This window comes from Pseudomonas sp. A214, from assembly GCF_900156295.1.
GTDB lineage: Bacteria > Pseudomonadota > Gammaproteobacteria > Pseudomonadales > Pseudomonadaceae > Aquipseudomonas > Aquipseudomonas rhizophila.
On record NZ_LT707062.1, the window covers coordinates 1,201,693 to 1,228,291 of the forward strand.

Consider the following 26,599-nt stretch of genomic DNA (forward strand, 5'->3'; position numbering starts at 1 on the left):
TCGAGGCGGCTCGCGGCGGGCGCGGGCAAAACAATCGGGCAAGCCTATGCAATGGCAGCCCCGGGGACAACCCATTGTGTCATTCCTGCTACCTTGAGTAAGGCGATAGACGCCGCTGGCGGCGCTGGGGTGGCTGACGTATTCTTCGCCGTTCTCTGAGCCGTCTGGCTCGAAAAACTGATCGTTCCTGCGTTTTATTCCGGAGTTCGCTGAATGTCTGCTGGTTGGCTGCGCGCCTGTGCGCTGGTGGTGATAGGGCTGTTCAGCGTGTGTGCGCTGGCCAAGGACAAGCAACCGACGGTGATCGTCATCGGCGGCGGCCTGGCGGGGCTCACGGCGGCCTACGAGCTGCAGAACAAAGGCTGGCAGGTAACCCTGCTGGAAGCCAAGCCAAGCCTGGGCGGTCGTTCGGGCATGGCCACCAGTGAATGGATCGGCAACGAAAAAACTCAGCCGGTACTGAACAAGTACATCTCGACCTTCAAGTTGAGCACCACACCGGCCCCGGAGTTCGTGCGCACCCCCAGCTATTTGATCGACGGCACCTACCTCACCGCCGCTGACCTGGCGACCAAGCAACCGGCCACGGCTGAGGCCCTCAAACGTTACGAAACCACCCTGGACGACCTGGCCCGTTCCATTGAAGACCCACAGAACCCGTCGGCCAACAACACGTTGCACGCACTGGACCAGATCAGTGTCTCCAACTGGCTCGACCGTCTGCAATTGCCGACCACCGCGCGGCAGTTGGTGAACCAGCAGATCCGCACCCGCTATGACGAGCCGTCGCGACTGTCGTTGCTGTATTTTGCCCAGCAAACCCGGGTCTACCGTGGTGTGTCCGACCGTGACCTGCGCGCCGCGCGCCTGCTGGGTGGCAGCCCTGTGTTGGCCCAGGCTTTCGTCAAGCAACTGAAAACCATCAAGACCAGCTCGCCCGTCTCGGCCATCTCCCAGGACAAGGACGGCGTTACCGTCAAGGTTGGCAGCGTCGGCTATCAAGCTGACTACGTAGTGCTGGCGGTGCCGTTGCGAGCCCTGAACAAAATCCAGCTGACCCCGGCCCTGGACGCCCGGCATCAGGGCGCGATCAAGGGCACCAACTACGGCTGGCGCGACCAGATCATGCTCAAGTTCAAGACCCCGGTCTGGGACAGCAAGGCGCGCATGTCGGGTGAGATCTACAGCAACACCGGTCTGGGCATGATGTGGATCGAGCCGGCCATGAAGGGCGGCGCCAATGTGGTCATCAATCTGTCCGGCGACAACGCCCGGGTGATGCAGGCCTTTGGTGACAAGCAGATGGCCGATCAGGTGCTGATTCGCTTGCACGCGTTTTACCCGCAGGCCCGGGGTGCTTTCACCGGTTATGAAATTCGCCGCTACAGCACCGACCCGTCCATGGGCGGCGCGTACCTGGCCTTCGGACCGGGCCAGATCAGCAAGTACTGGCGCCTGTGGGAAATGCCGTTGCAGCGCGTAGCCTTTGCCGGCGAACACACCGATACCTTGTATCCGGGCACCCTGGAGGGCGCGTTGCGTAGCGGTCAGCGGGCAGCCAGCCAGGTTGAAGACCTGGCGGCGGGCAAATCGTTTGAACCGGCCAAGGTCGTGCCGGTGGCAGCGGCAGCAGCTGCCGGTGCGGTGGCGGCGAAGAAGGGTAATTTTTTCTCCAACCTGTTTGGTGGCTCGGATGACGACAAGAAGCCGGAGCCGGTCAAGGCTCCGGAGCCGGTAGCGCCTGCTCCAGTGCCGGCACCCGCCCCAGCGCCCGCACCGGTGGCACCATCCGCGCCAGCCCCGGCGAAAGTTGAGCCCGCCAAGAAAGCAACCACCAAACCAGCGGTGAAAAAACCAGCCGCCAAGACCCCGGCCAAAAAAGCCCCGGCCAAGGCTCCGGTGAAAAAGGCCCCGGCCAAGGCTCCGGTGAAAAAGGCCCCGCCGGCGAAGAAGCCGGCAGTCAAACCGACGACGACTACTGAAACCAAGGCTCAGTAACGATCAGGTGGAAAGAACGCGGCTCAAGGGCCGCGTTTTTTATCCAGTATCAAGCGTACCGGCGGCGCCACTCAAAGCCCGGCGTCGCTTAATAAGCGCTACGTCCTACACGCCTTGGCGATATATCGGAAACTTCCCACCCTTTAACCAGAAGCAGGCTATAGCGCTTACCAAGCCATAAGTCTAGGCTCCTCGAAAAACAGGAGCGCGTATGAAAATACTAATGGCAGTGGTTGTATTGGTTTCGATATATGGATGTGTGTATGGCGAATGCCGGGATCCTTTGACAATTCCGATGATTCCAAAAAGAGATCCGCAGTTAGCACACAAATGCTCCATCGATCCATATAAGCCTGAGTGTTCGGTAAACTAATTCTTCAAGTTTCAGGCTCGTAAACTGGAGCGACCATGAAACCGATAGAAGCTTTGATGTTCTTTATAATGCTCGCCAGTAGAGGCTTTACTGACGGTCGTATGACGCTTAAAAATACGACCCTCAATTGGCGTACAGATGCGATATGGATCCACAGGTCCGAGTACCCCATTAAGTAACATTACCTAAGAGAATTTTTAGAGGGGGGGTAACGAAAATGACCACGTATGAATTGGCACGTCCTCAAACAGGATCCTGACCCGCTTCGGCTTCGACATACGTCCCGGAACGAAGCCAAAGCGGGCCCAGCAGAGGTTGCCTGTTCGCATGTCAAAAATGACTAGGTTTCCATCGTCCTGCATGGTCATACAAGTGTTATACCAAAGTGACTTATCAGTACTGTGGGTGCTTTCGGCGATCCACAATCGCCGTCTGGACGGATCATAAAGAAAGCCGCTGTTGCTGACGACGAATTGTAGAGGTTCACGCATTCTCCTTGGATACAACGTGACGCTGTGAGGTTGTTTATCACCAGCGGTCCAGATAATTGCCTCGCGGTCCTTGATTACCAAGTTTCCATCGGCCTGCAATATCAATCGGAACCGCCCATTACTGGATTTTAGGTATTGCCCCGGGGACATCGTTTGATTAGGGGGTAATTGCGGCGAGCCGTTAGCTTTAAAATGGGTATAACGAACAGCCATTTTGTTCACCTTGTTCAATGAGTTGTGGAGCGCTCATTTGATCAAGGGTGAAAGTGAAAATGGCGATAGATATATATTGAATGGAACAAATAGTTGGACGGCGGTGACGGCTCCGGTGCGGTCCCCTGTGGGAGCGAACCTGCTCGTGATGAGGTCCATACAGGCCCCAAAGGCTGCCTGATCGCCTCGCCATCACCCGCCGTTTCCCCTTTAATCTTTCCTTAACCCACCCCCTCCAGACTGATGATCGTATTTCTCGATATTTCAAAGCAAAATTTTCCGCTTTAAATCGATAGATAACTCGCTAGTCTTGGTCGCAGTTTTCACAGGATATGAGCAATGCAGCTACGCAACTCTTCTTCTCGCTATGGCTGGGTCAGCATCGTTTTGCACTGGGGCATTGCACTGGTGGTGTACGGGCTGTTCGCGCTGGGGCTGTGGATGGTCGGCTTGGATTACTACAGCACTTGGCGTAAAGACGCGCCGGACCTGCACAAGAGCATTGGCTTGGTGCTGCTGGCAGTCATGTTGCTGCGGGTGATCTGGCGGGTTGTCAGTCCGCCACCACCGACCTTGTCAACCTATGGCCGCCTGACCCGCGTCGGCGCCAAGCTTGGCCATAGCGCACTGTATCTCGGGTTGTTCGCCGTGATGATTGCCGGTTACCTGATTTCCACCGCAGACGGTGTCGGGATTCCGGTGTTTGGTCTGTTTGAAGTACCCGCGCTGGTGTCCGGACTGCCCGATCAGGCAGACGTTGCCGGCCAGATTCACTTCTACCTGGCATGGGCGCTGGTAATTTTCTCCGGCCTCCATGCGTTGGCAGCATTGAAACACCACTTTATCGATCGTGACGCGACCCTCAAGCGCATGCTGGGACGCCAAGCCTGATGTTCAACCTCGACTCCAAAGGAATAGAAAGCATGTTGAAAAAAACGCTCGCCGCCCTGGCAATCGGTTCTGCCCTGCTGTCGGCCGGTCAGGCCATGGCTGCCGACTACGTGGTCGACAAGGAAGGCCAACACGCCTTCGTCGACTTCAAGATCAGCCACCTGGGCTATAGCTACATCACCGGTACCTTCAAGGACATCGACGGCAAGTTCAGCTTCGACGCCGCCAAGCCTGAAGACAGCAAGATCGAGTTCAACGTGAACACCGCCAGCGTGTTCACCAACCACGCCGAGCGCGACAAGCACATCGCCAGTGCTGACTTCCTGAACGCGAGCAAATTTGCCAAGGCCACCTTCGTGTCCACCAGCGTCAAATCCACCGGCAAGAACGCTGATGGCAAGGAAACCGCCGACGTGGCTGGTGACCTGACCCTGCTGGGCGTGACCAAGCCTGTCGTGGTCAAAGCCACCTTCCTGGGTGAAGGCAAGGACCCGTGGGGCGGCTACCGTGCCGGCTTCGAAGGGACCACCAGCATCAAGCGTTCCGATTTCGGCAAGCAGAAAGACCTGGGCCCAACGTCCGACGTGGTCGAGCTGTACGTTTCGTTTGAAGGTGTCAAAGCGAAATAACATTCGCGCCTGACAAAAAACGCCCCTGATCTTGGATCAGGGGCGTTTTTTATTGCCGTATGGAATCTTGTGAACCGCACATGACCCCTTGTGGGAGCGAGCCTGCTCGCGATTGCCATGGGTCAGTCAACCTCTGTACTGGCTGAACCGACGCAATCGCGAGCAGGCTCGCTCCCACAGGGTGAAGTCGGCGTCACTCAAAAAAATCTATGGTCACCCCCATTTTTGCAATACTGATTAATGGGTGAAGTGGTTGGCTTGCTTAAATCTATCCGGCGTCGATCCAGGGCATGCCCCGCGCCACGATGAGAGTCGCGCCTGACGATCCTGAAAAATGCCGCGGCTTCTGAAGCCGATTTTTATGTCAGGTTCTTCGTCAGGCCGGTGGGCCGTTCACGTCATCCGTTGTTCAGCTATCGCAAAACCTGAAGGGTGATTCGTGGTACTGCAACAACCGCAGGGTCAGGCGTTCAGCGCGTCTGGCCCTGCTTCATATTGCGTATGGTGAGCCGCTAGCGCCCACGCGATCCGCGCCAGCTTGTTAGCCAGGGCGCAGGCCACCACGTTCGAGTGTCGTCGCCCAAGCAATGAGCGCACCCAGTCGGCCAGAGCCCCTTTCTGGTGTTCTAGCCTCTGCATATAGACCCGAGCACATTGAACCAGCAACTGCCTGAGGTGCTTGTCGCCGCGCTTGCTGATACCCAGCAAATTAGCCCTGCCGCCGGTGCTGTACTGCCTGGGTACCAAGCCCACGGAGGCGGCGAAGTCACGGCTGCATCGGTACTGCCTGCCGTCCCCCATCTCTACAGCCAGCAGGCTGGCGGTGATCGGCCCGACACACGGCAAGCTCAGCAAGCGGCTGCCGAGATCATCGTCGGCCAGTTGGCTTGCCAGCTCTTTATCCAGCGCCTTGATCTGTTCATCCAGATAACAGAAATGCTCATGCAAGCGCTGTAACAGCACTGTCAACCGAACGGGCAACTCATGCTCAGCCAAAATACTCGCCAACCGCTTCATGATCGCCAGGCCCTTGGGCAGGCTGATGCCGAACTCCAGTAGGAAACCATGCATTTGATTGGCGGTTTTGGTGCGATCGCGTACCAGCGACTCGCGCAGGCGATGCAGAACGGAAAGCGTCTGCTGTGCCTCGGTTTTAGGCGAAACGAAGCGCATCGATGGACGCGAAGCCGCCTCGCAAATGGCTTCGGCATCCACGAAGTCATTTTTGTTGCCTTTGACGAAGGGGCGGACGAATTGCGGGGAAATCAGTTTGGCTTCATGCCCCATGGCCATCAGCTGGCGAGCGACGAAATGCGCCCCGGCACAAGCTTCCATCACCACGGTACAGGCCGGCAGATTGCCGAAGAGCGTCATCATCTGTTGACGCGAGAACTTCTTGCGAAACACCTCTCGGCCCAATTTGTCTTGGCCGTGCAGGTGGAAACTGTGTTTACCGAGATCGATCCCGATCAGCGCTGACTCGCTCATAATGATGGCCTCCGAAAACAAAACACCCTGCGAAAGCGTAGCCCTCGCAGGGTGTGGGGGTGACCATCTCATTAATGCCCCTGATCGCGAGATCAGGGGCATTTTTACGGCTTGGAGAAACTCAGCGATTGCGGGTCAGCAGTGCCGGCTTCTCGCCCCGTGGACGGCTTGGCAGTTGATCCAGCTGTTCAGGCGTCGGGAATCGATCGATCTTCGATTCCTTGTGCATGATCTTCGGCTGGTTACCACGAGGGGCTTGCACGGCAGGTTCCTGACGAGGCTGCTCGTCACGTGCCGGGCGGCGAGGGCGGGAGTCTTCGCGGCGGGCCTGGCCGTCACGAGGTGCGCCGTTGCGCGGGCCGCTGCGCTTGGCCGGCGGGGTGCCGGTGGACGAGCCGTTGCTGTTGCGCGGGCCGTTCTGACGCCCCTGGGATTGGCCACGAGGAGCACCTGCGCCCGCCGCGCCCTGTGCCGGTGCGCCAGGACGACGTCCGCGACCCTGGGCGGGTTTCTGCTGCGGCACGTAATCGACGCGGTTGCCGAAGTTATCGATATCGTCGTCCAGGAACTCGTCCGGTGCGCGATCGGCAGCGGCACGTGGTGCCGGGCGTTGCTGTTCACGGGCCGGGGTACCTTCGCGAGGCTTGTGCTCGCGAGCTGGGCGTTCGCCGCGACTGGTGCTGGCCGATTTTTCCTTGCCCTTGTCCTTGCCTTTGTCTTTACGGCCACCACCACCACCGCCGCCGCCATTTGGACCGTCACCGCGAGGGCCACGGGCATTGCGTGGGTTGCGCACGTCCGGACGTTCACGCACTTCAGGCTTCTCGGCCTCGATGGTGCTGGCATCGAAGCCCATCAGGTCGCCATCGGCGATTTTCTGCTTGGTCATGCGCTCGATGCTTTTGAGCAGTTTCTCTTCGTCCGGCGCGACCAGCGAGATCGCTTCGCCCGAACGGCCGGCCCGGCCAGTACGGCCGATACGGTGTACGTAGTCTTCATCGACGTTCGGCAACTCGAAGTTGACCACGTGGGGCAACTGGTCGATGTCCAGACCGCGAGCGGCGATGTCGGTGGCAACCAGAATGCGCACTTCGCCGGCCTTGAAGTCGGCCAAGGCCTTGGTGCGGGCGTTCTGGCTCTTGTTACCGTGGATCGCCACGGCCGGCAGGCCATGTTTGTCCAGGTACTCGGCCAGACGGTTGGCGCCGTGCTTGGTGCGGGTGAACACCAGGACCTGTTCCCAGGCGCCGGCGGTAATCAGGTGCGCCAACAGGGCACGCTTGTGGCTGGCCGCCAGGCGGAACACACGTTGTTCGATGCGCTCGACCGTGGTGTTTGGCGGTGTGACTTCAATGCGTTCCGGGTTGTGCAGCAGCTTGCCGGCCAGGTCGGTGATGTCCTTGGAGAACGTCGCCGAGAACAGCAGGTTCTGACGCTTGGCGGGCAGGCGGGCCAGCACTTTCTTCACGTCATGGACAAAGCCCATGTCGAGCATGCGGTCGGCTTCGTCCAGCACGAGGATTTCCACGTGGGACAGATCGACGCTGCCCTGGCCGGCCAGGTCGAGCAAACGACCCGGACAGGCCACCAGCACGTCGACGCCACGGGCCATGGCCTGGACCTGAGGGTTCATGCCAACGCCGCCGAAAATGCAGGCACTGACGAATTTCAGGTCGCGAGCATAGATCTTGAAGCTCTCGTGTACCTGGGCCGCCAGTTCGCGGGTAGGGGTCAGGACCAGGACGCGCGGTTGGCGCGGGCCGTGACGCTGGGATTTGTCTGGGTGACCGTTGGGGAAAAGCCGCTCCAGGATAGGGAGGGCAAAACCACCGGTTTTACCAGTGCCTGTCTGCGCCGCGACCATCAGATCGCGACCTTGCAACACGGCGGGGATGGCCCGCTGTTGCACCGGGGTAGGCTGGGTGTAGCCGGCAGCCTCGATGGCGCGGACTAAAGCCTCGGAGAGACCGAGGGAAGCAAAGGACATGAGTAATCCTGTTTTAGTGAGGGCCTGGCCCAATGGGATAGTCTTGCCGGGCGCGAATGACGTTCAACAAAAAGACGTCATCCCGTCCGGTCCTGCCGAGTCTGGAAGGCAGGTCCGGACAGGGCTCGCGCGGGCTGGAAGCTGCGCTGTAGCGGTGTCGGGATGCCTTTTGCAAGACCGGGCGTCCGGGCGTGAGCCTGGCGGGAAGGCCGGAGTATAACAGAGCAAACGCCGTGCGCCGCTTTCCTGCTGCTCAACGGTTTATTTCAACGCTGCACCGGGCTGGACGGTTCGGTCCTGGCAGACGGAACGGCGCCATAGCGGGCGATCAGCTCGGCATAGGCCGGTTCGCGCTTGAAGCGCTTGAGCTCGGCGCTGAAGCGCTGCACCAGCAGATCCATCCCGGCGTTGCGCCGCACCGCCAGGTATTGGCTTTGACGGCTCACAACCACGGGGTTTTCGGTGATCTGGTCGCCCAGTTGCATTTGCTTGAGTACGTGCCGACCCACCCGGCGGTCGGTGATGAGCAGGTCAATCCGGCCCAGTTGCAACTTGCCAAAGTTGGCTTCATGGGTGGGTGCCGTCTCACGTTTGAACAGGGGCGATTCTCTGAAGGCCTGGCTGTACAGATAACCGGGCGAGGTGCCCACGGTCAGGCCGACCAAGTCATCGAGCGTGCGAAAGGGATGGGGGCGGGCGTTAGCGTAGAACATCACGAACTCCACGTCCGAGAGCGGTTCGCTGGGGTAAAGCAGCATGGCGTCGCGTTCGTTGCTGTGGAAAATGTCCAGCGCACCGTCCGCCAGGCCCTGCTCAAGCATCGCCAGGCAACGTTTCCACGGCAGCAGTTGCCATTGCACATCAATGCCCAGGCGCTTGAACACAATGGCGGTGGTTTCGTAGTCGAGTCCCAGGACCTGGCCGTTCTCTTCGTAGACATAAGGCGCCCAGGGTTCGGTGACAATGCGCAACTTCTCGGCCCGGGCATCCATGCTCAGGTACAGGAGGACAAAGGTGGTCAGTAACCGGGTGATGAAGGGCATGGCCTGAGGTTACGACGAGAGCTCATCAAATAGCTAGAGCCCTCTGGCCCGCGGCTTAATTGCCTTTTGCCTGCATTAGGTGCCGATAGATGGCTTCGCGGCGCTCGCCCAGCACCCAGCGAATCAGTGGGTGGTTGAGCCATCGTTTGAGTTCATGGTCTTTCAATGGCTCTTTCAGGCGATTTTCAACGTTCTCCCTGGCCTTTTCCCACCAGACCGGCGCGCAGGCCTGGTCGAACGGGTTGGTGTGACGGTAGCAGCCGTAGAGAATTTCGCGCATGAATTGCCGTTTATGGCTGGGTAACGCCACGGTAATCAATTTATAAGCCAGACGTTGCAATGTGGGCGGTCGGGGTAACGTCGCGGTGACTTGTCGGGTTTCATCCAGGGCCGATTGGCACATGGGCGCGGCATGATGTTTGTCGAGCCAAGCCTTGGTTTTGGCGCGGAACAGCTGTTTGCGGCTCCAGTAATGGTGAATCAGGTCCGGACATTCGCGCACGTGTACCGAACGATAGGCCGCAACCGAAAGGCAAAACTCTTCCAGCGTGTAGGCTCCGTTCGCCATGGGATAAAACTCGTCCATCAGGGCAATCGAGCGATCCAGAACTGATGCGTCGGTCCAATGAAGACCAATCACGCCCGAGTTCAACTGCGGCATGTTGTCATCCGCCAGTTGCCGTCGTTGCAGGGCTTGCGCCAGCGTTACGTAAAGTACGGCATCCTTGTTGGCGCCATAGTTCAGATCTACCGCGTTGCAGAGCAACGTGCCGGGCTGAATGCGCCGAAACAGCTCCAGAGGAGAGCAGTGGAAGAAGGTGTCGGTGTCGATCAGCAGTGCCAGCTCGACTTCCTCAAGCACCTTTTGCATGACTACATGCTTTGCGCGAAAGTGATAGCCATGCGGCTCGATCCAGGTCTGACGGGTTTCGTTGTCGAGGTGGCGTACGCGCACCGGGAGTCCAGCGTAGGGCATGGGATTGTCGGTAAATACTTGGATGTCCAATGCCTCACCCGGGCTCTCGCGCAGTCCGGCCAAGGCGCTGGCAATGCTGAACACGGCTTCTTGATGATAGGTCTCGGCCCCGTAGACCAGATAAATGAGTTGTGGGGTCGTTAACCTTTGACCAATAGGCATCTACTGCATCCCTCCAGATATTTCGGGTAGAAAAAAGGCCTTGGTTTTTCGCCAAGGCCTCTTTGTACCGCCCAATTAAGACATTAACGCGGCAGCTTGAGGTTATTCCATACTGCGAGGCTGGGCTCGGCCTGGTTCAGGGTATAGAAATGCAGCCCCGGTGCCCCGCCCTGTAACAAACGTTCACACATTTGTGTGATGACTTGCTCTCCGAAGCTTTGGATGCTGGATGTGTCGTCGCCGTAGGCTTCCAACTGCTTGCGGATCCAGCGTGGGATTTCTGCCCCGCAGGCGTCGGAAAAACGCGCGAGTTTGCTGTAGTTGGTGATCGGCATGATCCCCGGCACGACAGGAATGTCGACGCCCATCTTGCGTACGCGGTCGACAAAGTAGAAGTAGCTGTCAGCGTTGAAGAAGTACTGGGTGATCGCGCTGTTGGCGCCGGCGTTGGCCTTGCGTACGAAGTTGAGCAGGTCGTCTTCGAAATTGCGTGCCTGGGGGTGCATCTCTGGGTAGGCCGCCACTTCGATATGGAAGTGCTCACCGGTTTCTTCACGAATGAATTCAACCAGGTCGTTGGCGTGGCGCAGTTCACCGCTCGCCATGCCCATACCCGAGGGCAGGTCACCGCGCAGGGCCACGATACGGGTGATGCCGGCAGCCTTGTACTGGCTCAACAGGCTGCGCAGATCGGCTTTGCTGTCACCCACGCAGGACAGGTGCGGGGCGGCGGGGATTTTGACTTCACTTTCGAGCTGCAACACGGTGTTGATCGTGCGGTCACGGGTCGAACCGCCAGCGCCATAGGTGCAGGAGAAGAAGTCGGGGTTGTAGCTCGCCAACTGACGGGCAGTGGCGATCAGTTTTTCATGCCCAGCATCGGTCTTCGTCGGGAAGAACTCGAAGCTGTAGCGACGGTCTTGGGACATGGTCATATCCTTGGAAACTCGTAGGCCGGTGAGGCTTGCATATCCCTCGCGGGAGCGGACTCATGTGGGAGCGAGCATGCTCGCGATTGGCATCACCTCGGTCTGACAGTCAGATCAAGGTGTCTGCATCGCGAGCAGGCTCGCTCCCACAGGTCCGCTCCACCAAGGAGGCAGCGCCGATCAGTACCGGTAGGCGTGCGGCTTGAACGGGCCTTCGACGGTCACGCCGATGTAGTCAGCCTGTTGCTTGGTCAGTTTGGTGACCACGCCGCCGAAACCGCGGACCATTTCCAGGGCCACTTCTTCGTCGAGTTTCTTGGGCAGCACTTCCACGGTCAGGCGCTCGGCTTTCTGGGCTGGCGACAGGTCGGCGTATTTCTGGCCGAACAGGAAAATCTGCGCCAGGACCTGGTTGGCAAACGAGCCGTCCATGATGCGGCTTGGGTGGCCGGTGGCGTTGCCCAGGTTCACCAGGCGGCCTTCGGCCAGCAGAATCAGGTAGTCATCGTTCTGTGGGTCGAAGCTGCCGGCGCCGGTGCGATGCACCTTGTGGACCTGTGGCTTCACTTCTTCCCACGCCCAGTTCTTGCGCATGAAAGCAGTGTCGATTTCATTGTCGAAGTGGCCGATGTTGCAGACCACGGCGCGCTTTTTCAGGGCCTTGAGCATGTTCGCGTCGCAGACATTGACGTTACCGGTGGTGGTCACGATCAAGTCGATCTTGCCCAGCAGCGCTTTGTCGATGCTTGCTTCGGTGCCATCGTTGTTACCGTCGATGAACGGCGAAACCAGCTCGAAGCCGTCCATGCAGGCCTGCATGGCGCAGATCGGGTCAACTTCGGACACCTTGACGATCATGCCTTCCTGGCGCAGGGACTGAGCCGAGCCCTTGCCCACGTCACCGTAGCCGATCACCAGCGCCTGCTTGCCCGACAGCAGGTGGTCGGTACCGCGCTTGATGGCGTCGTTGAGGCTGTGACGGCAGCCGTACTTGTTGTCGTTCTTGCTCTTGGTCACCGAGTCGTTGACGTTGATGGCCGGGATTTTCAGTTCGCCCTTGGCCAGCATGTCCAGCAGGCGGTGTACGCCGGTGGTGGTCTCTTCGGTCACGCCGTGGACGTTGTCCAGTACGGCTGGGTATTTCTTGTGCAGCAGTTCGGTCAGGTCGCCGCCGTCGTCAAGAATCATGTTGGTGGCCCATGGCTGGCCATCCTTGAGGATGGTCTGCTCCAGGCACCATTCGTATTCCTCTTCGGTCTCGCCCTTCCAGGCAAATACCGGGATACCGGCAGCGGCAATGGCGGCAGCGGCCTGGTCCTGGGTCGAGAAGATGTTGCAGGACGACCAGCGCACTTCGGCACCCAGGGCAACCAGGGTTTCGATCAGCACGGCGGTCTGAATGGTCATGTGGATGCAGCCGAGGATCTTCGCGCCCTTGAGCGGTTGCTCGCCGGCGTATTTGCGACGCAGACCCATCAGGGCTGGCATTTCGGATTCGGCGATGATGATTTCGCGACGACCCCAGGCAGCCAGGGACATGTCAGCGACTTTGTAATCGGTAAAATCTGCAGGCGTGATAACAGCGCTCATGAAGAGCCTCCATTCGTAATGTATGCGAATGGGCGCCGTTGTGCGTTTAGTGTCCGTGCGGGGAGCCCCGTACAAACAACGCCCCATCCGAGCCTGACAGGTCGAACCTGCTGCAGCGCCCCTCGGACAGGTGGCGGGAACGGTCCAAAGCGAGGACCGAGGTAAAGCGGTGGCGATTATAACGGGCTAATCGGATCTTCCAAAGGGTTTCTGTCGGCAAATCAAAATTGCCGATGATCGTTATTGGGACCCCGACATAGAGCCACGCTGCCCGGTCTGCCATGATGCAGGCATCTATCGGCCAGACGCTCAGGAGTGAACATGAATTTCCACACCCGCAAGTGGGTCAAGCCCGAAGACCTCAACCCCAACGGCACGCTGTTTGGCGGCAGTCTGTTGCGCTGGATCGACGAGGAAGCGGCGATCTATGCCATTGTCCAGCTCGGCAACCAGCGTGTGGTTACCAAATACATCTCCGAAATCAACTTCGTCAGCGCTTCGCGCCAGGGCGACATCATCGAACTGGGCATCACCGCCACCGAATTCGGCCGCACCTCGATCACCCTGACCTGCGAAGTGCGCAACAAGATCACCCGTAAAAGCATCCTCACCGTGGAGAAGATGGTCTTCGTCAATCTTGGGGAAGATGGCCTGCCGGCGCCGCACGGCCGGACCGAGATCAAGTACGTCAAGGATCAGTTCCAGGACGATATTGCCAGTGCATGAGATCGGCGGCGTCGCCAATCGCGCGCAGGCTCGCTCTCACATGGACTTGCGGTCGGTCGCAGCATTGTTGTCTACCACCCATCCCTTGTGAGAGCGAGCCTACTCGCGACGGCAGTGCTTCAAGCTCCTGGATTTCATCCGCCACTGAACAGCTCCGAAGGCCGCGTGTCGTAGGTACATCACGCCACCGGTTCAGGAGCTCCATGGACACTCGTAAAGACGGCAAGACACCTGATCTTTCGGCACAGGAAAAGCACGAAGTCGACCGCAATCAGCCACCGCGGGCCGCAGTGCTGCATGAAATTATCCGGACCCAGGGCAATCAGGAACTGGAGCGCAGTGTCGCCGCGCTTTGGTGGTCGGCCCTGGCCGCCGGGTTGACCATGGGCCTGTCGCTGATGGCGATGGGGCTGCTCAATTCCCGCTTGCCCGAGGGTGAAGCCTTCAAGGTGATCGCCAGCTTCGGCTACTGCGCCGGTTTTCTCGCGGTGATTCTTGCCCGCCAGCAGCTATTCACCGAAAACACCTTGACCGCCGTGCTGCCCATCATGAGCAAACCCACCTTGGGCAACTTCGGCCGTCTGTTCCGCCTGTGGGGGGTGGTGCTGGTGGGGAACCTGTGCGGGACCTTGCTGGTGGCCTATGTGATGCTGCATCTGCCGATTTTCGACCGCCGCACCGATATGGCTTTTCTGGAGATCGGTCGCAAGGTCATGGAAAACGACACTGGCCAGATGTTCGCCAAGGGCATCATTTCAGGCTGGATGATCGCCACCATGGTCTGGATGATCCCGTCCATGGAGAGCGCCAAGATGTGGATCATCATCCTCATCACCTACCTGATGGCGCTTGGGGATTTCACCCACATTGTCGTCGGCTCGGCCGAAGTGTCCTATCTGGTGTTCGCCGGCCAGCTGTCGTGGGCGGACTTCTGGATGGTGTTTGCCGGGCCGACCCTGGCAGGGAACATCATTGGTGGCAGTTTCATCTTTGCGCTGCTGAGTCATGCCCAGGTGCGGAGCGAGACCGGCCAGCCTAGTCGGCCACACCCACCAGGGCGTCCTGACGACGCTGACGATAAATAAAATACAGTGCTGTCAACACGGTCAGCCCGCCCACCAGAGCGCCGGTCCATGGCAGGTCCGCCAGGTCGGCGCCGCTGGCCACCACCAGGCCGCCAATCCAGGCACCAGATGCGTTGCCAAGGTTGAACGCGCTCTGGTTCAGGGTCGAGCCCAGGTTCGGCGCTTCTTGGGCCTGGTCGATGATCAGCAATTGCAGGATCGGACACAGTGCGAAGGCGAACACACCCCATAGGACCAGGGTAATAGCTGCAGGAACCACCGACCGGCTGGTCTGGCTGAACGCGGCCAGCACCAGCACCACTGCCAGGGCCATGGCTACCAGCGAAGGCAGCAGGCGCCGGTCCGCCAGCCGCCCGCCGAGGAAACTGCCCGCTGTCAGGCCGACACCGAACAGCAGCAGCATGAGCGTGATGCCGTGGGGGCTGACTCCCGTGATGTCCTGCAGGATCGGCGCGATGTAGGTGAACACGCTGAACAGGCTGGTGGAGGCCAGCACGCTCATGCCCAGGGCCAGCAGCACGTTGGCCTTGCCCAGCACTCTGAACTCGCTGGCCAGATTGGCCTTCTCCATGGGAATTTCCCGGGGCAGCCAGACCCATTGGGCAAGGGCGGCAATGATCCCGATGACCGATACCGCCCAGAAGGTCGAGCGCCAGCCGGCATATTGGCCCAACGCAGTGCCCAAGGGCACGCCCAGTACATTGGCCAGGGTCAGTCCTGTGAACATCATCGCAATGGCTTGGGCCCGTTTGTTCGGTGCCACCAGTCCGGCCGCGACCACCGAGCCGATCCCGAAGAATGCCCCGTGGCACAGTGCGGTGATGACCCGGGCGGCCATCAGCGTGGCGTAGTTCGGCGCCAGGGCGCAGAGCACGTTGCCGACGATGAACATCAGCGTCATGCCCAGCAGCGTTGCCTTGCGCGGCATGTTGGCGGTGCCGATGGCCAGGATCGGCGCGCCGAACACCACGCCCAGGGCGTACCCGGTAATCAGCAGCCCGGCCTGGGGAATGCTCACGGCCAGGTCACGGGCGACATCGGGCAACAGCCCCATGATGACGAATTCGGTGGTGCCGATGCCAAAAGCGGCGACGGCCAAAGCAAGCAAGGCGAGTGGCATGCGCAAGGTCTCTGTCTGTAGTCTTGACGCTCTGATCAGGCATACGCATGCCGATGCGCCGGTTCGGATGAAACGGGGCAGCAGCAAAATTATTGGAATTGGTTTATGCGCAACTGAGTGCGGCGTGGTCGTTTGCAGTATAAACGGGCGCTGATGGATGGCGAATCAATTCTCTGGACGCAATAAGGAGCTTGCTGTGCTGGCAACGGCCTTGGTATTGGTCGCCGCGCTGTTGCATGCGGCATGGAATACGCTGATCAAGTTCAGTGGCGAGCGTTTGCTGGTGGTGGCGTGCATGGACAGCGTCGCGTTGCTGTTCGTGGTGCTGGTGCTGGGCTTTGTGGCGTTGCCACCGCTGGAGATCTGGCCGTGGATCCTGGCGTCGGCGGCATTCGAGCTGTTGTACCGCTATCTGTTGATTCAGGCGTATCGGGTGGGTGACCTGGGGCTGGTCTATCCGCTGATGCGTGGTCTGTCGCCATTGGTGGTGCTGGCTTTGACGTTGATCTTCGCCGGAGAAGTGCTGACAACCCATCAGATCATCGGCATCTTGCTGATCCCGTTCGGCATGCTGTGTCTGTTGTGGCAGGGCGGTGGTGGCGAACGGTTGCCCTGGTCGATGCTACCGGTGGTGGCGCTGATCGGCCTGTGCATCGGCTGCTACACCTTTATTGACGGCCATGCCCTTCGGCGCTGGCCCCGGCCACTGGATTACCTGGCCTGGGTCACGCTGCTCAGTGCCTGGCCCTTTCCGTTGCTGGCGCTGGTGCGCAAACGACCTGCGTTCATGCTGTTCTGGCGTGAACAGTGGCGGCTGGGGCTGGCGGTCGGGTTTTGCGTATTGTTGAGCTACGCTCTGGTGCTGTGGGCCATGCAACTGGGCTCGATTGCCGAAGCGGCTGCGCTGCGGGAGATCAGCGTGATCCTGGTGGTGTTGTTTGGCATGCGCTACCTGAAAGAACCTTTCGGCCGGCCGCGGCTCTTAGCCTGCGGGCTGGTGCTGATTGGCATGTTGGTGATGAAATTCTGACCAGTGCCTCGATTCTTGTTTTTCTATAACACTCAAAGAAGGAACTGCTTCATGACGGTTGCCCTGTGGTGCATTTTGATTGCCTTTCTCCTGCCTTACCTGTGCATTGCGATCGCCAAGGCCGGTGGAAAGTACCGGTTGAGCGACAACCACGACCCTCGGGATTTTCTGGACTCGCTCGAAGGAGCCCCCCGGCGTGCATACGCCGCGCAACTGAACAGCTTTGAAATCGCCCCGTTTTTCGCCGCTGCCGTGATCGTCGCGCACCTGGCCGGCAATGCCGAGCTTGTGACCATCAACGTGCTGGCGGTGCTGTTTATCACCAGTCGTCTGCTGTACATCATCTGCTATCTGGCGGACTGGGCGATCTTGCGTTCGCTGGTGTGGTTCGTGGGGGTAGGGTTGGTGTTGAGTTTCTTCTTCGTTTCGGTCTGAGCCTGGCGGTTGAGTCCCGTTGTCTGTGCTGGCCCCATCGCGAGCAGGCTCGCTCCCACAGTTGATCTCCAGTGGACACATGTTTTGTGTACGACTAGATCCAATGTGGGAGCGAGCCTGCTCGCGATGGCGCCGGTACAGTCAGCCCACTTCTCAGGGATTGGCGGTGACCGTATTGGCAACCTGCGGCACCTGCGGCAATGCCATGCCCTTGGGCCACAGCATCCAGATCTGCCCCTGTTGTTTCATATCCCCGGCCAGGTTTCCCGCTGCTTCGCCGGTGCCCCAGAACAGATCCGCCCGTACTTCGCCGGCAATTGCGCCGCCGGTGTCCTGAGCCGCGACCGGGCGGTTCAATGCACTGCCGTCAGGGCGGGTGGTGGACAACCACAACAGGCTTCCCAGAGGAATCACCTTGCGATCCACCGCCACGCTGTAGCCGGCGGTCAGCGGCACATTCAGTGAGCCCCGCGGCCCTTCGTTGCTGTCGGGGTTGCGGTTGAAAAACACGTAGCTGGGGTTGCTGCCGAGTAATTCGGGAATCCGGTTCGGGTTGGCTTTTGCCCAGGCACTGATGGTGCCCATGGTCACCTCTTCTTTCTTCAGTTCGCCCTGTTCGACCAGCCAGCGCCCGATGGGCCGGTAGGGGTGGCCGTTCTGGTCGGCATAGCCGATGCGCAACTGGCGGCCGTCATCGAGTCGAATGCGGCCCGAGCCCTGGATTTGCAGGAATTGCAGGTTCATCGGGTCTGTCAGCCAGGCGATCACCGGAGCCTTCACCCCGTTGGTTTCGATGGTGGCCGCGTCGTCGTAGGGCTTGAGCACTCGGCCTTCGAGGCGACCGCGCAGGCGCTTGCCCTTGAGCTCGGGGTAAATACTGTCCAGCGACACGATGATCATGTCCTCCGGAACCCCGTACACCGGGATGTTGGCGCTGGCAGTCTGGGTGAGGCTGCCGGGGTAGACCGGTTCGTAGTAACCAGTAATCAGACCGTTGGGGCTGTTGTCACCCGACCGCAGGCCGTAGACATCCAGGTTCTGCTTCAGAAAGCTGCGCACATCTACAGCGGTCAGCGGCACATTGGCCGCCGCCGCGCAGGTGGCACCCCACACCGCGTCGGCCTTGAGCCGGTTGCAGGCGCTGCGCCAGGAGCCAAAGCCCGCCAGCAGGTCTTCGTCGGACACCGATGGCAAGGCTTCCCACGGTGCGCTGACATAAGTAGCGACGGCGTGGGTCTGGGGCTCTTCGGCTTTGTCGCCGCGATTGCAACCGGCCAACAGCGCGATAAGCGGTAGGGTCAGCGCCAGGCCTTTGTGCCAGGTCTTGAAACTGTGCATGAGATTTCCTTGCCGGTCGTACGGACGCTCCAGGCGTCCAGACAACCCGTATTGATAATAGGGCTATTGGTCTTTGCCGATGACCCGAGGATACTAACCGCCGTTTCCTGCTCCGAGGCCAAGATGTTTGTAAAACGATTTTCCATGGCCGTGCTGGCCTGCCTGATGTTGTCCGCCTGTGGCGGTGTCGATCCCAATTCCCCGCTGGGCCAACGCAAAGCGATCTTCAAGCAGATGCTCAAGACCAACGAAGAGCTCGGTGGCATGCTGCGCGGTCGCATCCCGTTCGACGGCCCGCGCTTTGCCGAGGGCGCGGTGCAACTTGATCAACTGTCCCGCGAGCCGTGGAAGCATTTCCCGCAAGTGCGTGAAGAAGACCACACCAGTGCCCGGGATGAGGTCTGGCAAAAACAGGCGCGTTTCCAGGAACTGGCCCGCAGCCTTGAAGCCGCCACCGGTGAGTTGGTAACCGCCAGCAAGGTCCAGCCGTACAGGGCCAGCAACCTGGGGCCTGCGGTGCAGAAAGTAGAGGACGCGTGCAGTGCTTGCCATAAAGAGTTTCGGGATTATTGAGTAGGGGCAGCTGCAAGTTTTTAGCTGCAAGCTGCAAGTGTGAAGCTTGGGGCTTGCAGCTTGAAACTTGCCGCTTATTTATCCAACTCATCCACCGCTTCCTGCAACTCTTTGCGCGAAGCCGCCAGCTTGTCCTTGCGTTTGTTGATCCGCTGCGCGTCGCCTTTTTTCATGGCTTTGTCCAGATCGGCCTGACGCTGGTTGACTTCGTGCTTGGCTTCAAGAACCTTGTTTTCACGTTCCTTGCGCAGGGACGCGTCGGTGCAATGGGTGGTGACCTGGCTTAATGCTGTTTCCAGGCCGGCTTGCTGGTCTTTGTTGTCGCGGGACTTGGCCAGCTCGATTTGATTGATGATGCCCTGGCGCTTGGCTGCGCAGCCGGTGAGCTCCGGTGTTTGCTCGGCTGCCATCAGGGGGGCGGCCATAGCGCTGCATAGTGTCAGCAGTGCGATAGGAGACAGGAAATTCATAGCAACTCCGTGAAAACTCGCGAACGGTTGGTATAGATGCGCTGTTGGAGCGCATGTTTACCCCTTGGGTTCAACTGTGGGACCTGGATTAAAAACCGTCGACCCCGGCACCCCTTAGTACTTCACTTAACGCCAGCACCTGTGGGTCGCGAAAAAAAGCCCTCAGTTGCGCGGCGCGTCCCGGGCCGATACCGGCTTCGGCTTGCCAATGTTCGATGTCGCGCTCGGCAAGCACCTGCCATGGCCCCTCCAGCCGGACCTCGCCAGCGGGTGGCAGGCCAAGAGCCTTGAGCCACTGCCCAAAAGGACGTTGCCGGGCGCTGTGCAGGCTGTCGAGCAAGCGGGCGCTGCTGCGTTCGCCGAAGCCGGCAATGTTAGCAAGCTCGTCGGCATCGAGGGTCATCCAATCCAGCAATCCATTGAGTCGACCGGCGGCCAGGAGTTTTTCCCAGGTGCCCGGGCCGACATGGGGCAGGGCTAACCCGTGCTTGCCGCTGAGCCAGCCCAGGCGCGCCAGAAACTGGCTTTCGCAGCCGGGTGTCGGCTGCCAGCAACTTAAAAAGTGATAATCGGCTGCCGCTGGGGCGTTCACGTCCTGGCGCTCGACACTACGCAACACGACGCTGTCCAGGCGTGGAATGGTCAGCCCGGCCAAGCTGATGGCGACCCGGTCGCCAGGACGAATGTCCATTTGCTCCCAGCGTTTGAGGGTGCTGACGCTCACGCGGCGGATTCGTCGGTCGTCGAGCATGGCAGGTTCAAGTTCCAGCACGGGCGTGATGCGCCCGGTACGACCGATCTTGAAGCGCACGTTGCGCACCTCGGCAAGGGCCTGGGCATAGGGGTACTTCCAGGCCACGCTCCAGAACGGCGCCCGGGCTTGCCAGCGGTCAGCCGGTGGGCGGCGGCTTTGGCGCAAGACGATGCCATCGCTGGCAAAGGGCAGGGGCGTGCGATACCAGTGGTTGCGCCAGTGCTCGATGTCGGCCAATGCCTGAACGGGCTGGCTGTAGCCGATGGTATCGGCGAAGCCCAGCGCCTGCAGGGTCGCCTCCCGTTCGGTCAGCGTGGCCGGTCCGTCAGGCCAGTCCCAGACAAACAGGCCGATGTCCGCCCCTTCTTGCGCGGTCAAATTCGTGCGCGCCATCAGCCCCGCCACGGTCGCCCGGGCGTTGAGACTGCCGTTGCTGGCCTGGACATGGGCAATCAGCCGCCAGTACAGCTCACCCTGAACGACCAGGTCCAATGGCTGATTCAGCCGTTGCGGGATGGCGTTGATTTTGTGCGCAGCCCAGGTCCAGTCTTGCCCCTGGACACCATCACCGCGGCTGATCGCCTGATGCAGGCGCCCCCCGCGATAGATCAGAGTCACGGCCACGCCATCGACTTTCGGTTGGACCCAGAGGTCTTCTCGGCCTTGTAGCCACGCCTTGACCGCGGCGGCATCCTTGAGTTTGTCCAGGCCGGTGTGTGCAACCGGGTGTGGCACTTTCCCGCCCGCCGTACGCAGGGGGAAACTGGGTGTCACAAGGTCAAAGCAGTCGCGCCAATGGCCCAGCTGGATGCGGGATTGATCGTAGAGCTCATCGGCTACCAGTGATCGGCCGAGACGGTGATAGCTGTCATCCCACGAATCGATTCGCTGTTGCAGGGCGGTGATTTCCGCCTGGGCGCGTCCGAGGGGCCAGTCGGGACAAGGCGCGGCGATGACAGGGGAGCAGATGAATATAAAACAGGCCAATAGGCGTGATAACGGCAGCATCGAAGCATCCTTGCTTGGTGGTGTGCTTGAAGGCTAGTCACTGCCACAGAACATGCGAGGCTGGGAGCGTTACCGGATTTTGCAGGGGGCGATAGCGAAGTCGTGGCGGTACAGTGCAGCGTGATTTGGTTGCGCAACTGTGCCTTGAACCCATCAGGGGCGAGTGCAGAATGGGGGCTCGATCCGCTCTGCCAGGCGTGCATCCTATGGACCTGACGACCCTCGCTGTTTTCATCCCGGCCTGCTTCGCGCTGAACATGGCGCCGGGGCCGAATAACCTGCTGTCCATCAGCAACGCCTCGCGTTATGGCTTCGTCCGGGCGTGCAGCGGTGGCATTGGCCGGTTGCTGGCGTTTGCGCTCATGATTGCCCTGGCAGCGGTGGGATTGACCGCTGTGCTGCATACCTCGGAACTGTTGTTCCTGGGGATCAAGTTCGTGGGTGCCGCTTATCTGTTCTACCTTGCCGTGCAATTGTGGCGGGCGCAGCCAGAAGCCGGAGCTGAAACGGCGGTCACTTCGATGAGCGTGACCCGCCTGGCACGCCAGGAGTTTCTGGTGGCGATCGGCAACCCGAAGGCGATCCTGTTGTTCACCGCCTTCCTGCCGCAGTTCGTCGACCGCGCCAGCACTGTCACCCAGCAGTTCGCCGTGCTGGGCGGCCTGTTCCTGGCGCTGGAGTGCATTGCCATCGGGTTGTATTGCTACATGGGGATTTATGCGCGGCGGCTGTTTGCCCGGCCGAGCGGCAAACGTCTGTTCAATCGCCTGTGTGCGGGGCTGCTGGCCAGTGCGGCTTCGTTCTTGCTGGTGGCGCGACGGTCCTGAGTTCGATGCTACCGTGTGGTGATAGCGTACGGACGCAGGTCGAACACTTCACGAACCAGCTTGATGATCTTGTCATCGCCGATCTCGCCGGTGCCGAAGGTGTTCAGCGAGATCGAGGTAGGCTGGGCAACGCCGATGCGTAAGAAACCTGGATCTCGCTTGAATCGCCCCCGTCGACAGCTTAAAGAACGCAGATTAATTAAATGAACCTTTGATTCCGCAAGTTATTTAAGTAGTCTCATGACCATGAACGCCTCCGCGGCCGCCACACCCATTGACTGTCCGCGGTGACGAGCAAGGTATTCAAGGTGTTCCATACTGCGTGAGTGAGGTGCAGCACGCATCTCCAGTTCATAGGCTTCCAGCGCCTCTAACTTTGTTGCCAAGTAATCACTAATATCGACAAAGCAAGAGGGTAAGAAAGGAGTGTTGTCCGGGCTTGCCCACTCGGTGCTGGACATTACCTCGAATGTATAAATTTCTCGGACACTACTACCTGGCATGGGTCGGCAGGCGGTCATTACTGCTTGGTGTGTTATGCGATGGTCGATATTTAGATCGCCAGAGTGATGGGTATAAACAATCTCTGGCGCAACGTTCCTAATAACGCATTCTAATGGCTGTACGATATCGAGCAGTCCCATGCTGTCGAGCCTGTTATCAGGCAGTCCCAGATAAGTAACACCGGAAATCCCCAGTCGAGCGTGAGCGATTTCTGCTGCAGCTTCACGAGTTTTAAGTTCATCAGTACCTAAATCCGAACGTGAACTCACCCCATCCGCTAAGAAAACAGCATGAACCGTATCACCTTCCGCGACATGTCGAGCAATGGTTCCGCCACACCCCAGGGCTTCATCGTCTGTGTGTGCAGCCACTACGAGGATGCGTTTATTCATCGAACAAATCCCATGACGTTGGGGTGCCCCGGGAAACGGCAACTTTGAGTTTCTTGCCAACGATGTCGTCAAAATATTTTGGAGCCAAGCCCAAGCCGGGGCGGATACGGCGAATATCGCTAGCAGAGACAGGTGCCCCCGCAGCAACGTCATTAACAAAATAAACGGAGCGTCGGAAAATTTTGTTACCTTCTTCAGCTTGTTGGCGCTGGTAACCCGTTTTTCCCAACGCCGACCACGCGTCGTAAGCATCGCTACACAACCGTTTTAGTTCTTCCGGTTCTAGCGAGAATTCACTGTCAGGTCCTTTGTCTGCTCGGCTCAATGTGAAGTGCTTTTCAATAAGGCAGGCTCCCAATGCTACAGCCGCTACGGATGCTGTGGTGCCCATGGTGTGATCGGATAGGCCTGGTATGGTCTCGAACCGACGTTCCAATTCTGCCATTTGACGCAAGTTAGCTTGGTTCATGGGGGCTGGATAACTGCTGATGCAGTGCAACAGAACGAGATCTCTCGCCCCTGCGCTTCTGGCAGCTTCAACAGCCTCTTCAATCTCTCTTTCATTGGCCATGCCAGTTGACATGATAATGGGTTTTCCTGTAGCGGCTACGTAACGTATCAGTGGAAGATCTGTTACTTCAAAGGATGCGATCTTGTATGCTGGTGCGTTCAAACTTTCCAGGAGGTCAACAGCGGACTCATCAAAGGGGGTAGAAAATATAGTGATTCCACGCTTGCGGGCGTGCTCGAAAATAACGGGGTGCCACTCAAAAGGTGTTTGTGCCCATTTATAGAGATCGTGGAGTTTGTAACCGTCCCACAAACCACCTTTGATCATGAATTCCGGACGATCGCAGTCGATAGTCATGGTGTCGGCTGAGTAAGTTTGAAGCTTTATAGCGTGCGCACCACAACGTTGAGCAGCATCAATAGTCTCCAGCGCTCGCTCCAAGTTTCCATTATGGTTGGCCGAAAGCTCAGCAATTATATAGGGTGGTTCGTTGTGGCCGATTTTCCGGCCATCGATAACAAAACTCATAGTGACTCCTGATCTGTAGAGGTGCGCTTATGAATAGTGACTTGAGCCTTTAGCTGGTCACCATCGAGCCGAGCATGATAAAACTCAAGGACAAACTCTCCATGCTGGACAAAGCCCAAGGGATAGGTAGGGGCATCAAGCATTCGAATGTGGTCGTAAAGTTTTTCTAAAGTACCTTTCTGAGGAAGTTCACTTTGCGCCGGCTTTCGACGTTTGAAAATGGTCACTTCCCCTTCTTGCGGCGTTGGTGCCGGTGCCGCTTGAGTCATCCAGCGTATAATTTCAAAGCTGAGATCGCCTGCACGCTTGTAAATTTCTTCGGCGCGTCCAGCCAGAGAGAGGGGCTGCTTTATATAAACCGGGCCAGCATCCATGGTCTCGATCATGCGAAGGGCCGTCAGTTTTGTTTCTTTATGACCGTTGGCAATTAGATTTTGCAAAGGGCTGCCACCGCGACCATATGGTACATCTGTCATATGAAAGCATACGCACTCAAATCGTGACCAGATTTCGTCGGGTACCAGCCAGTTCCAATGCAGAAAGAAAATATAACGCGGTGTATCTAAAGTGGTCGCTTCAGCCAGCTCTTCTGCGGTTGATACCCAGATCCATTTTGCTGGACTTTCAGATTTGAGTATCTCAAAATTGACCTTGTGCCAAGGTTTAGCGCTGGCAACAATGTAGCAGTCAGTGCTCGTTGCTTTTGTCTGGTTGGATGTTGATGGTTTAAAACTATCCATGCGCCGTTGAATTTCAATTTTGTGGGCGGGCCACTCAGCGGCGAGTATGCCAAGTCGAACGACATCTATGTAGCAGTTGCCATCGAAGTGAGAATCTCGAAAGATGCCTTCATGTACAAATCCAATCTTCGTATGAAGTGCAAGACTTTTCTTGTTTGTGATTAATACTTCGGCATTTAGTTTGTGAAGGCCTAAAGTGTTGAATGCTTCATTGAGCGCATCAAAGCCTAATTTCGTACCTGTACCGGCTGCTGCGTCCGGAGCGGCGTAAAATCCCCAAAAAGCGCTTCTTCTCTTTACGTCATATTGTGTGAAGTACACCACGCCATCGGCTATACCATCACATGAGTGATGTACGTACCAGCGTGAGCTTGAGTCATTTCTAATCCGTTCAAACCAGGCACGGTGCTCCGTTTCACTTATTTCGTGGGTGGAGTACATGCTTTTACGTACTTCTGGCGCGTTACGCCATGCTCGAACCATCGCCAGGTCAGATTCAACCAGTAAACGAAGTGACATTATCTTCACCTGGAGGACAAAATAGTGTGGTAAAGCTGGCTTGTATCATCGCCTTGAAACCAATTTTTGCGTGTGCTCATGCATATTACTCTCAAGAAATCAGCACTTTCAAATCTTGCAAATTAAAATGTCTACTACCTGCAACACTCCCAAGCCATCTGTGATTGAGGCGGCCGAGGCGCTCATTGCGGAAAGCGTGGCAGGCTCAATTTGTTGCATAGTTATCAGCGGGCGAACATCAAGAGTTAATAAATCACTTAGAAACGCAGCGCCTACGGCATCCAGGGCCTGAGCTATGGTTCTCTGATTGTCGGCTAATACTAGCATGATAGTGGGCAGTCCGAGGCAGCAGCGCTCCCAGGATGTCGCCCCCGCAGCCCCGATGGCAAAATCGCTGTCGGCCATTAGCTGCGCCATATCGCGGACATCAACCTTGATCTCTACGGTCCAAGGTAGCTGCTCGGCACACCGTTGCACATCGCTCAACCAAGGAGCTGTTGCTCCCATCACTACAACGATGCGGCAATCTGCTGGCAGCTCGCATGATTTCAGCTTCTCCAGCACCTTGCCAGTTGCATTGTGCCTGTCGACCCCTCCCATGGTAATCAGTAGCTGCCGCAGGTGCGAATTAGCACGACGTTGCAAACTGTATGAGCGGATTTGTGCAAACTCTGGCCGTAGCAAGGCATAACGAGAGCCACATAGTAAAATGCAGTCCTCAGGCACCCACGGTAAGTAATCAGCAGGTGCACGACTATAAGTCTGATCTAGCAGTAAGTGACAGACATGCGACCTGTCGGCAAGATCATCGATCACCATGAGCTTAGAATAATTGTTTTTTAGAGCTGACTCCCATCGGCTGTCGAGTGCGTAGTGGTCGACGATCAACCAATCCGTCTGCTTCTTTGTCAATATGGCGGCACACTCGTCAGCATCCTGTTGCCAACGGACACCAAGCCAATCAGCATGTGCGAGCTGTGGCTCGACAGATGCAGGCGCACGCTCAGGCTCGAATGCAGAAACTGGTAATACAGATACACCATAGCCCTTACTGCGGATAAACTCGATCAAGTGGCCGGGATGTTCGCGACAGATGAAATGACACTCTGCTCCCCGTGTGCTCAGCGCATCGGCCAAAGTCAAGCAGCGCATGACATGGCCGGTGCCTATTTGCAGAGAGGCGTCAGTCCGAAATACAATATTCAAGAAATTATCTTCAAGTTGGTAGGCTCAATGACGTTGCAATACTCTTCAATTATTTGCTTGAGT

General features: G+C 58.3%; 24 protein-coding genes, 1 pseudogene and 1 riboswitch. Of the genes and pseudogenes, 9 read left to right on the plus strand and 16 right to left on the minus strand.

The window, feature by feature from the left end; all coding sequences use genetic code 11:
* Positions 1-213: 213 nt before the first annotated feature.
* Positions 214-1,998, plus strand: a complete 1,785-nt coding sequence (locus BW979_RS05430; protein ID WP_076383371.1) for a flavin monoamine oxidase family protein — start codon at positions 214-216, stop codon at positions 1,996-1,998.
* 570 nt (positions 1,999-2,568) lie between these two features.
* Here the strand turns inward: BW979_RS05430 and BW979_RS05435 are convergent.
* A complete protein-coding gene (locus BW979_RS05435; RefSeq protein WP_047226957.1) occupies positions 2,569-3,075 on the minus strand; it encodes a hypothetical protein in 507 nt (168 codons plus the stop codon).
* A 339-nt stretch (positions 3,076-3,414) separates the two neighbouring features.
* Here BW979_RS05435 and BW979_RS05440 point away from each other — a divergent pair, with 339 nt between their 5' ends.
* Together BW979_RS05440 and BW979_RS05445 are read left to right on the plus strand one after the other, a co-directional pair.
* Complete coding sequence (locus tag BW979_RS05440; protein WP_047226958.1) at positions 3,415-3,966, plus strand: cytochrome b; 552 nt, start codon at positions 3,415-3,417, stop codon at positions 3,964-3,966.
* A 32-nt stretch (positions 3,967-3,998) separates the two neighbouring features.
* Positions 3,999-4,595, plus strand: a complete 597-nt coding sequence (locus BW979_RS05445; RefSeq protein WP_047226959.1) for a YceI family protein — start codon at positions 3,999-4,001, stop codon at positions 4,593-4,595.
* A gap of 462 nt (positions 4,596-5,057) precedes the next feature.
* Here BW979_RS05445 and BW979_RS05450 read toward each other — a convergent pair whose 3' ends face one another.
* The 6 genes from BW979_RS05450 to ahcY form a co-directional block, all read right to left on the minus strand.
* The gene (locus BW979_RS05450; RefSeq protein ID WP_047230568.1) at positions 5,058-6,083 is read right to left on the minus strand and encodes an IS110 family transposase; all 1,026 of its coding nucleotides are present in this window, start codon (positions 6,081-6,083) and stop codon (positions 5,058-5,060) included.
* Between the two features lie 121 nt (positions 6,084-6,204).
* Positions 6,205-8,070 (minus strand): DEAD/DEAH box helicase, encoded by a 1,866-nt coding sequence (locus BW979_RS05455; protein WP_047230429.1) that lies wholly within the window; start codon positions 8,068-8,070, stop codon positions 6,205-6,207.
* 266 nt (positions 8,071-8,336) lie between these two features.
* Entirely contained in the window at positions 8,337-9,113 is a 777-nt protein-coding gene (locus BW979_RS05460; protein ID WP_076383372.1) for a substrate-binding periplasmic protein, read from the minus strand.
* 55 nt (positions 9,114-9,168) lie between these two features.
* Positions 9,169-10,251: a hypothetical protein gene (locus tag BW979_RS05465; RefSeq protein ID WP_047230427.1), complete on the minus strand. Its 1,083-nt coding sequence runs from the start codon at positions 10,249-10,251 to the stop codon at positions 9,169-9,171.
* A gap of 83 nt (positions 10,252-10,334) precedes the next feature.
* Complete coding sequence (gene metF, locus BW979_RS05470) at positions 10,335-11,180, minus strand: methylenetetrahydrofolate reductase [NAD(P)H] (RefSeq protein ID WP_047230426.1); 846 nt, start codon at positions 11,178-11,180, stop codon at positions 10,335-10,337.
* Positions 11,181-11,360: 180 nt separating this feature from the next.
* Complete coding sequence (ahcY, locus tag BW979_RS05475) at positions 11,361-12,770, minus strand: adenosylhomocysteinase (RefSeq protein ID WP_076383373.1); 1,410 nt, start codon at positions 12,768-12,770, stop codon at positions 11,361-11,363.
* Positions 12,771-12,793: 23 nt separating this feature from the next.
* A riboswitch (S-adenosyl-L-homocysteine riboswitch) is annotated at positions 12,794-12,900 on the minus strand.
* Between the two features lie 191 nt (positions 12,901-13,091).
* Here ahcY and BW979_RS05480 point away from each other — a divergent pair.
* Both BW979_RS05480 and BW979_RS05485 read left to right on the plus strand, forming a co-directional pair.
* On the plus strand, positions 13,092-13,496 hold the full coding sequence (locus BW979_RS05480) for an acyl-CoA thioesterase (RefSeq protein WP_047230424.1): 405 nt from the start codon (positions 13,092-13,094) through the stop codon (positions 13,494-13,496).
* Between the two features lie 203 nt (positions 13,497-13,699).
* A complete protein-coding gene (locus BW979_RS05485) occupies positions 13,700-14,581 on the plus strand; it encodes a formate/nitrite transporter family protein (RefSeq protein WP_076383374.1) in 882 nt (293 codons plus the stop codon).
* Here the strand turns inward: BW979_RS05485 and BW979_RS05490 are convergent.
* Positions 14,532-15,701, minus strand: coding sequence for an MFS transporter (locus BW979_RS05490; protein WP_047230422.1), 1,170 nt, complete (start codon positions 15,699-15,701; stop codon positions 14,532-14,534). The genes BW979_RS05485 and BW979_RS05490 overlap by 50 nt on opposite strands.
* 196 nt (positions 15,702-15,897) lie before the next feature.
* On the opposite strand from BW979_RS05490, the gene BW979_RS05495 reads away from it, so the two are divergent.
* Together BW979_RS05495 and BW979_RS05500 are read left to right on the plus strand one after the other, a co-directional pair.
* Complete coding sequence (locus BW979_RS05495) at positions 15,898-16,731, plus strand: EamA family transporter (RefSeq protein WP_047230421.1); 834 nt, start codon at positions 15,898-15,900, stop codon at positions 16,729-16,731.
* A gap of 51 nt (positions 16,732-16,782) precedes the next feature.
* Complete coding sequence (locus BW979_RS05500; RefSeq protein ID WP_047230420.1) at positions 16,783-17,166, plus strand: MAPEG family protein; 384 nt, start codon at positions 16,783-16,785, stop codon at positions 17,164-17,166.
* 153 nt (positions 17,167-17,319) lie between these two features.
* Here BW979_RS05500 and mltA read toward each other — a convergent pair whose 3' ends face one another.
* The gene (gene mltA / locus BW979_RS05505) at positions 17,320-18,504 is read right to left on the minus strand and encodes a murein transglycosylase A (protein ID WP_076383375.1); all 1,185 of its coding nucleotides are present in this window, start codon (positions 18,502-18,504) and stop codon (positions 17,320-17,322) included.
* Between the two features lie 123 nt (positions 18,505-18,627).
* Here mltA and BW979_RS05510 point away from each other — a divergent pair, with 123 nt between their 5' ends.
* Entirely contained in the window at positions 18,628-19,077 is a 450-nt protein-coding gene (locus BW979_RS05510; RefSeq protein WP_047230418.1) for a c-type cytochrome, read from the plus strand.
* Positions 19,078-19,151: 74 nt separating this feature from the next.
* Here BW979_RS05510 and BW979_RS05515 read toward each other — a convergent pair whose 3' ends face one another.
* Positions 19,152-19,547, minus strand: a complete 396-nt coding sequence (locus BW979_RS05515) for a DUF1090 domain-containing protein (RefSeq protein WP_047230417.1) — start codon at positions 19,545-19,547, stop codon at positions 19,152-19,154.
* An 88-nt stretch (positions 19,548-19,635) separates the two neighbouring features.
* Positions 19,636-21,309, minus strand: a complete 1,674-nt coding sequence (gene ligB / locus BW979_RS05520) for an NAD-dependent DNA ligase LigB (RefSeq protein WP_076383376.1) — start codon at positions 21,307-21,309, stop codon at positions 19,636-19,638.
* Between the two features lie 206 nt (positions 21,310-21,515).
* On the opposite strand from ligB, the gene BW979_RS05525 reads away from it, so the two are divergent.
* Positions 21,516-22,136, plus strand: coding sequence for a LysE family translocator (locus BW979_RS05525; protein WP_076383377.1), 621 nt, complete (start codon positions 21,516-21,518; stop codon positions 22,134-22,136).
* Between the two features lie 17 nt (positions 22,137-22,153).
* Here BW979_RS05525 and BW979_RS05530 read toward each other — a convergent pair.
* From BW979_RS05530 to pseG, 5 genes and pseudogenes are all read right to left on the minus strand, one after another.
* Positions 22,154-22,293: pseudogene (locus BW979_RS05530) on the minus strand (methionine adenosyltransferase domain-containing protein); the annotation flags it as partial.
* A gap of 67 nt (positions 22,294-22,360) precedes the next feature.
* Positions 22,361-23,032, minus strand: a complete 672-nt coding sequence (locus tag BW979_RS05535; RefSeq protein ID WP_076383378.1) for a PIG-L deacetylase family protein — start codon at positions 23,030-23,032, stop codon at positions 22,361-22,363.
* Complete coding sequence (gene pseI, locus BW979_RS05540; protein WP_076383379.1) at positions 23,025-24,071, minus strand: pseudaminic acid synthase; 1,047 nt, start codon at positions 24,069-24,071, stop codon at positions 23,025-23,027. Before pseI ends, BW979_RS05535 begins: the two co-directional genes overlap by 8 nt.
* Positions 24,068-25,330, minus strand: coding sequence for a UDP-4-amino-4,6-dideoxy-N-acetyl-beta-L-altrosamine N-acetyltransferase (gene pseH, locus BW979_RS27765; protein ID WP_231990607.1), 1,263 nt, complete (start codon positions 25,328-25,330; stop codon positions 24,068-24,070). Before pseH ends, pseI begins: the two co-directional genes overlap by 4 nt.
* A gap of 108 nt (positions 25,331-25,438) precedes the next feature.
* The gene (gene pseG, locus BW979_RS05555; RefSeq protein WP_076383380.1) at positions 25,439-26,536 is read right to left on the minus strand and encodes a UDP-2,4-diacetamido-2,4,6-trideoxy-beta-L-altropyranose hydrolase; all 1,098 of its coding nucleotides are present in this window, start codon (positions 26,534-26,536) and stop codon (positions 25,439-25,441) included.
* Positions 26,537-26,599 lie beyond the last annotated feature (63 nt).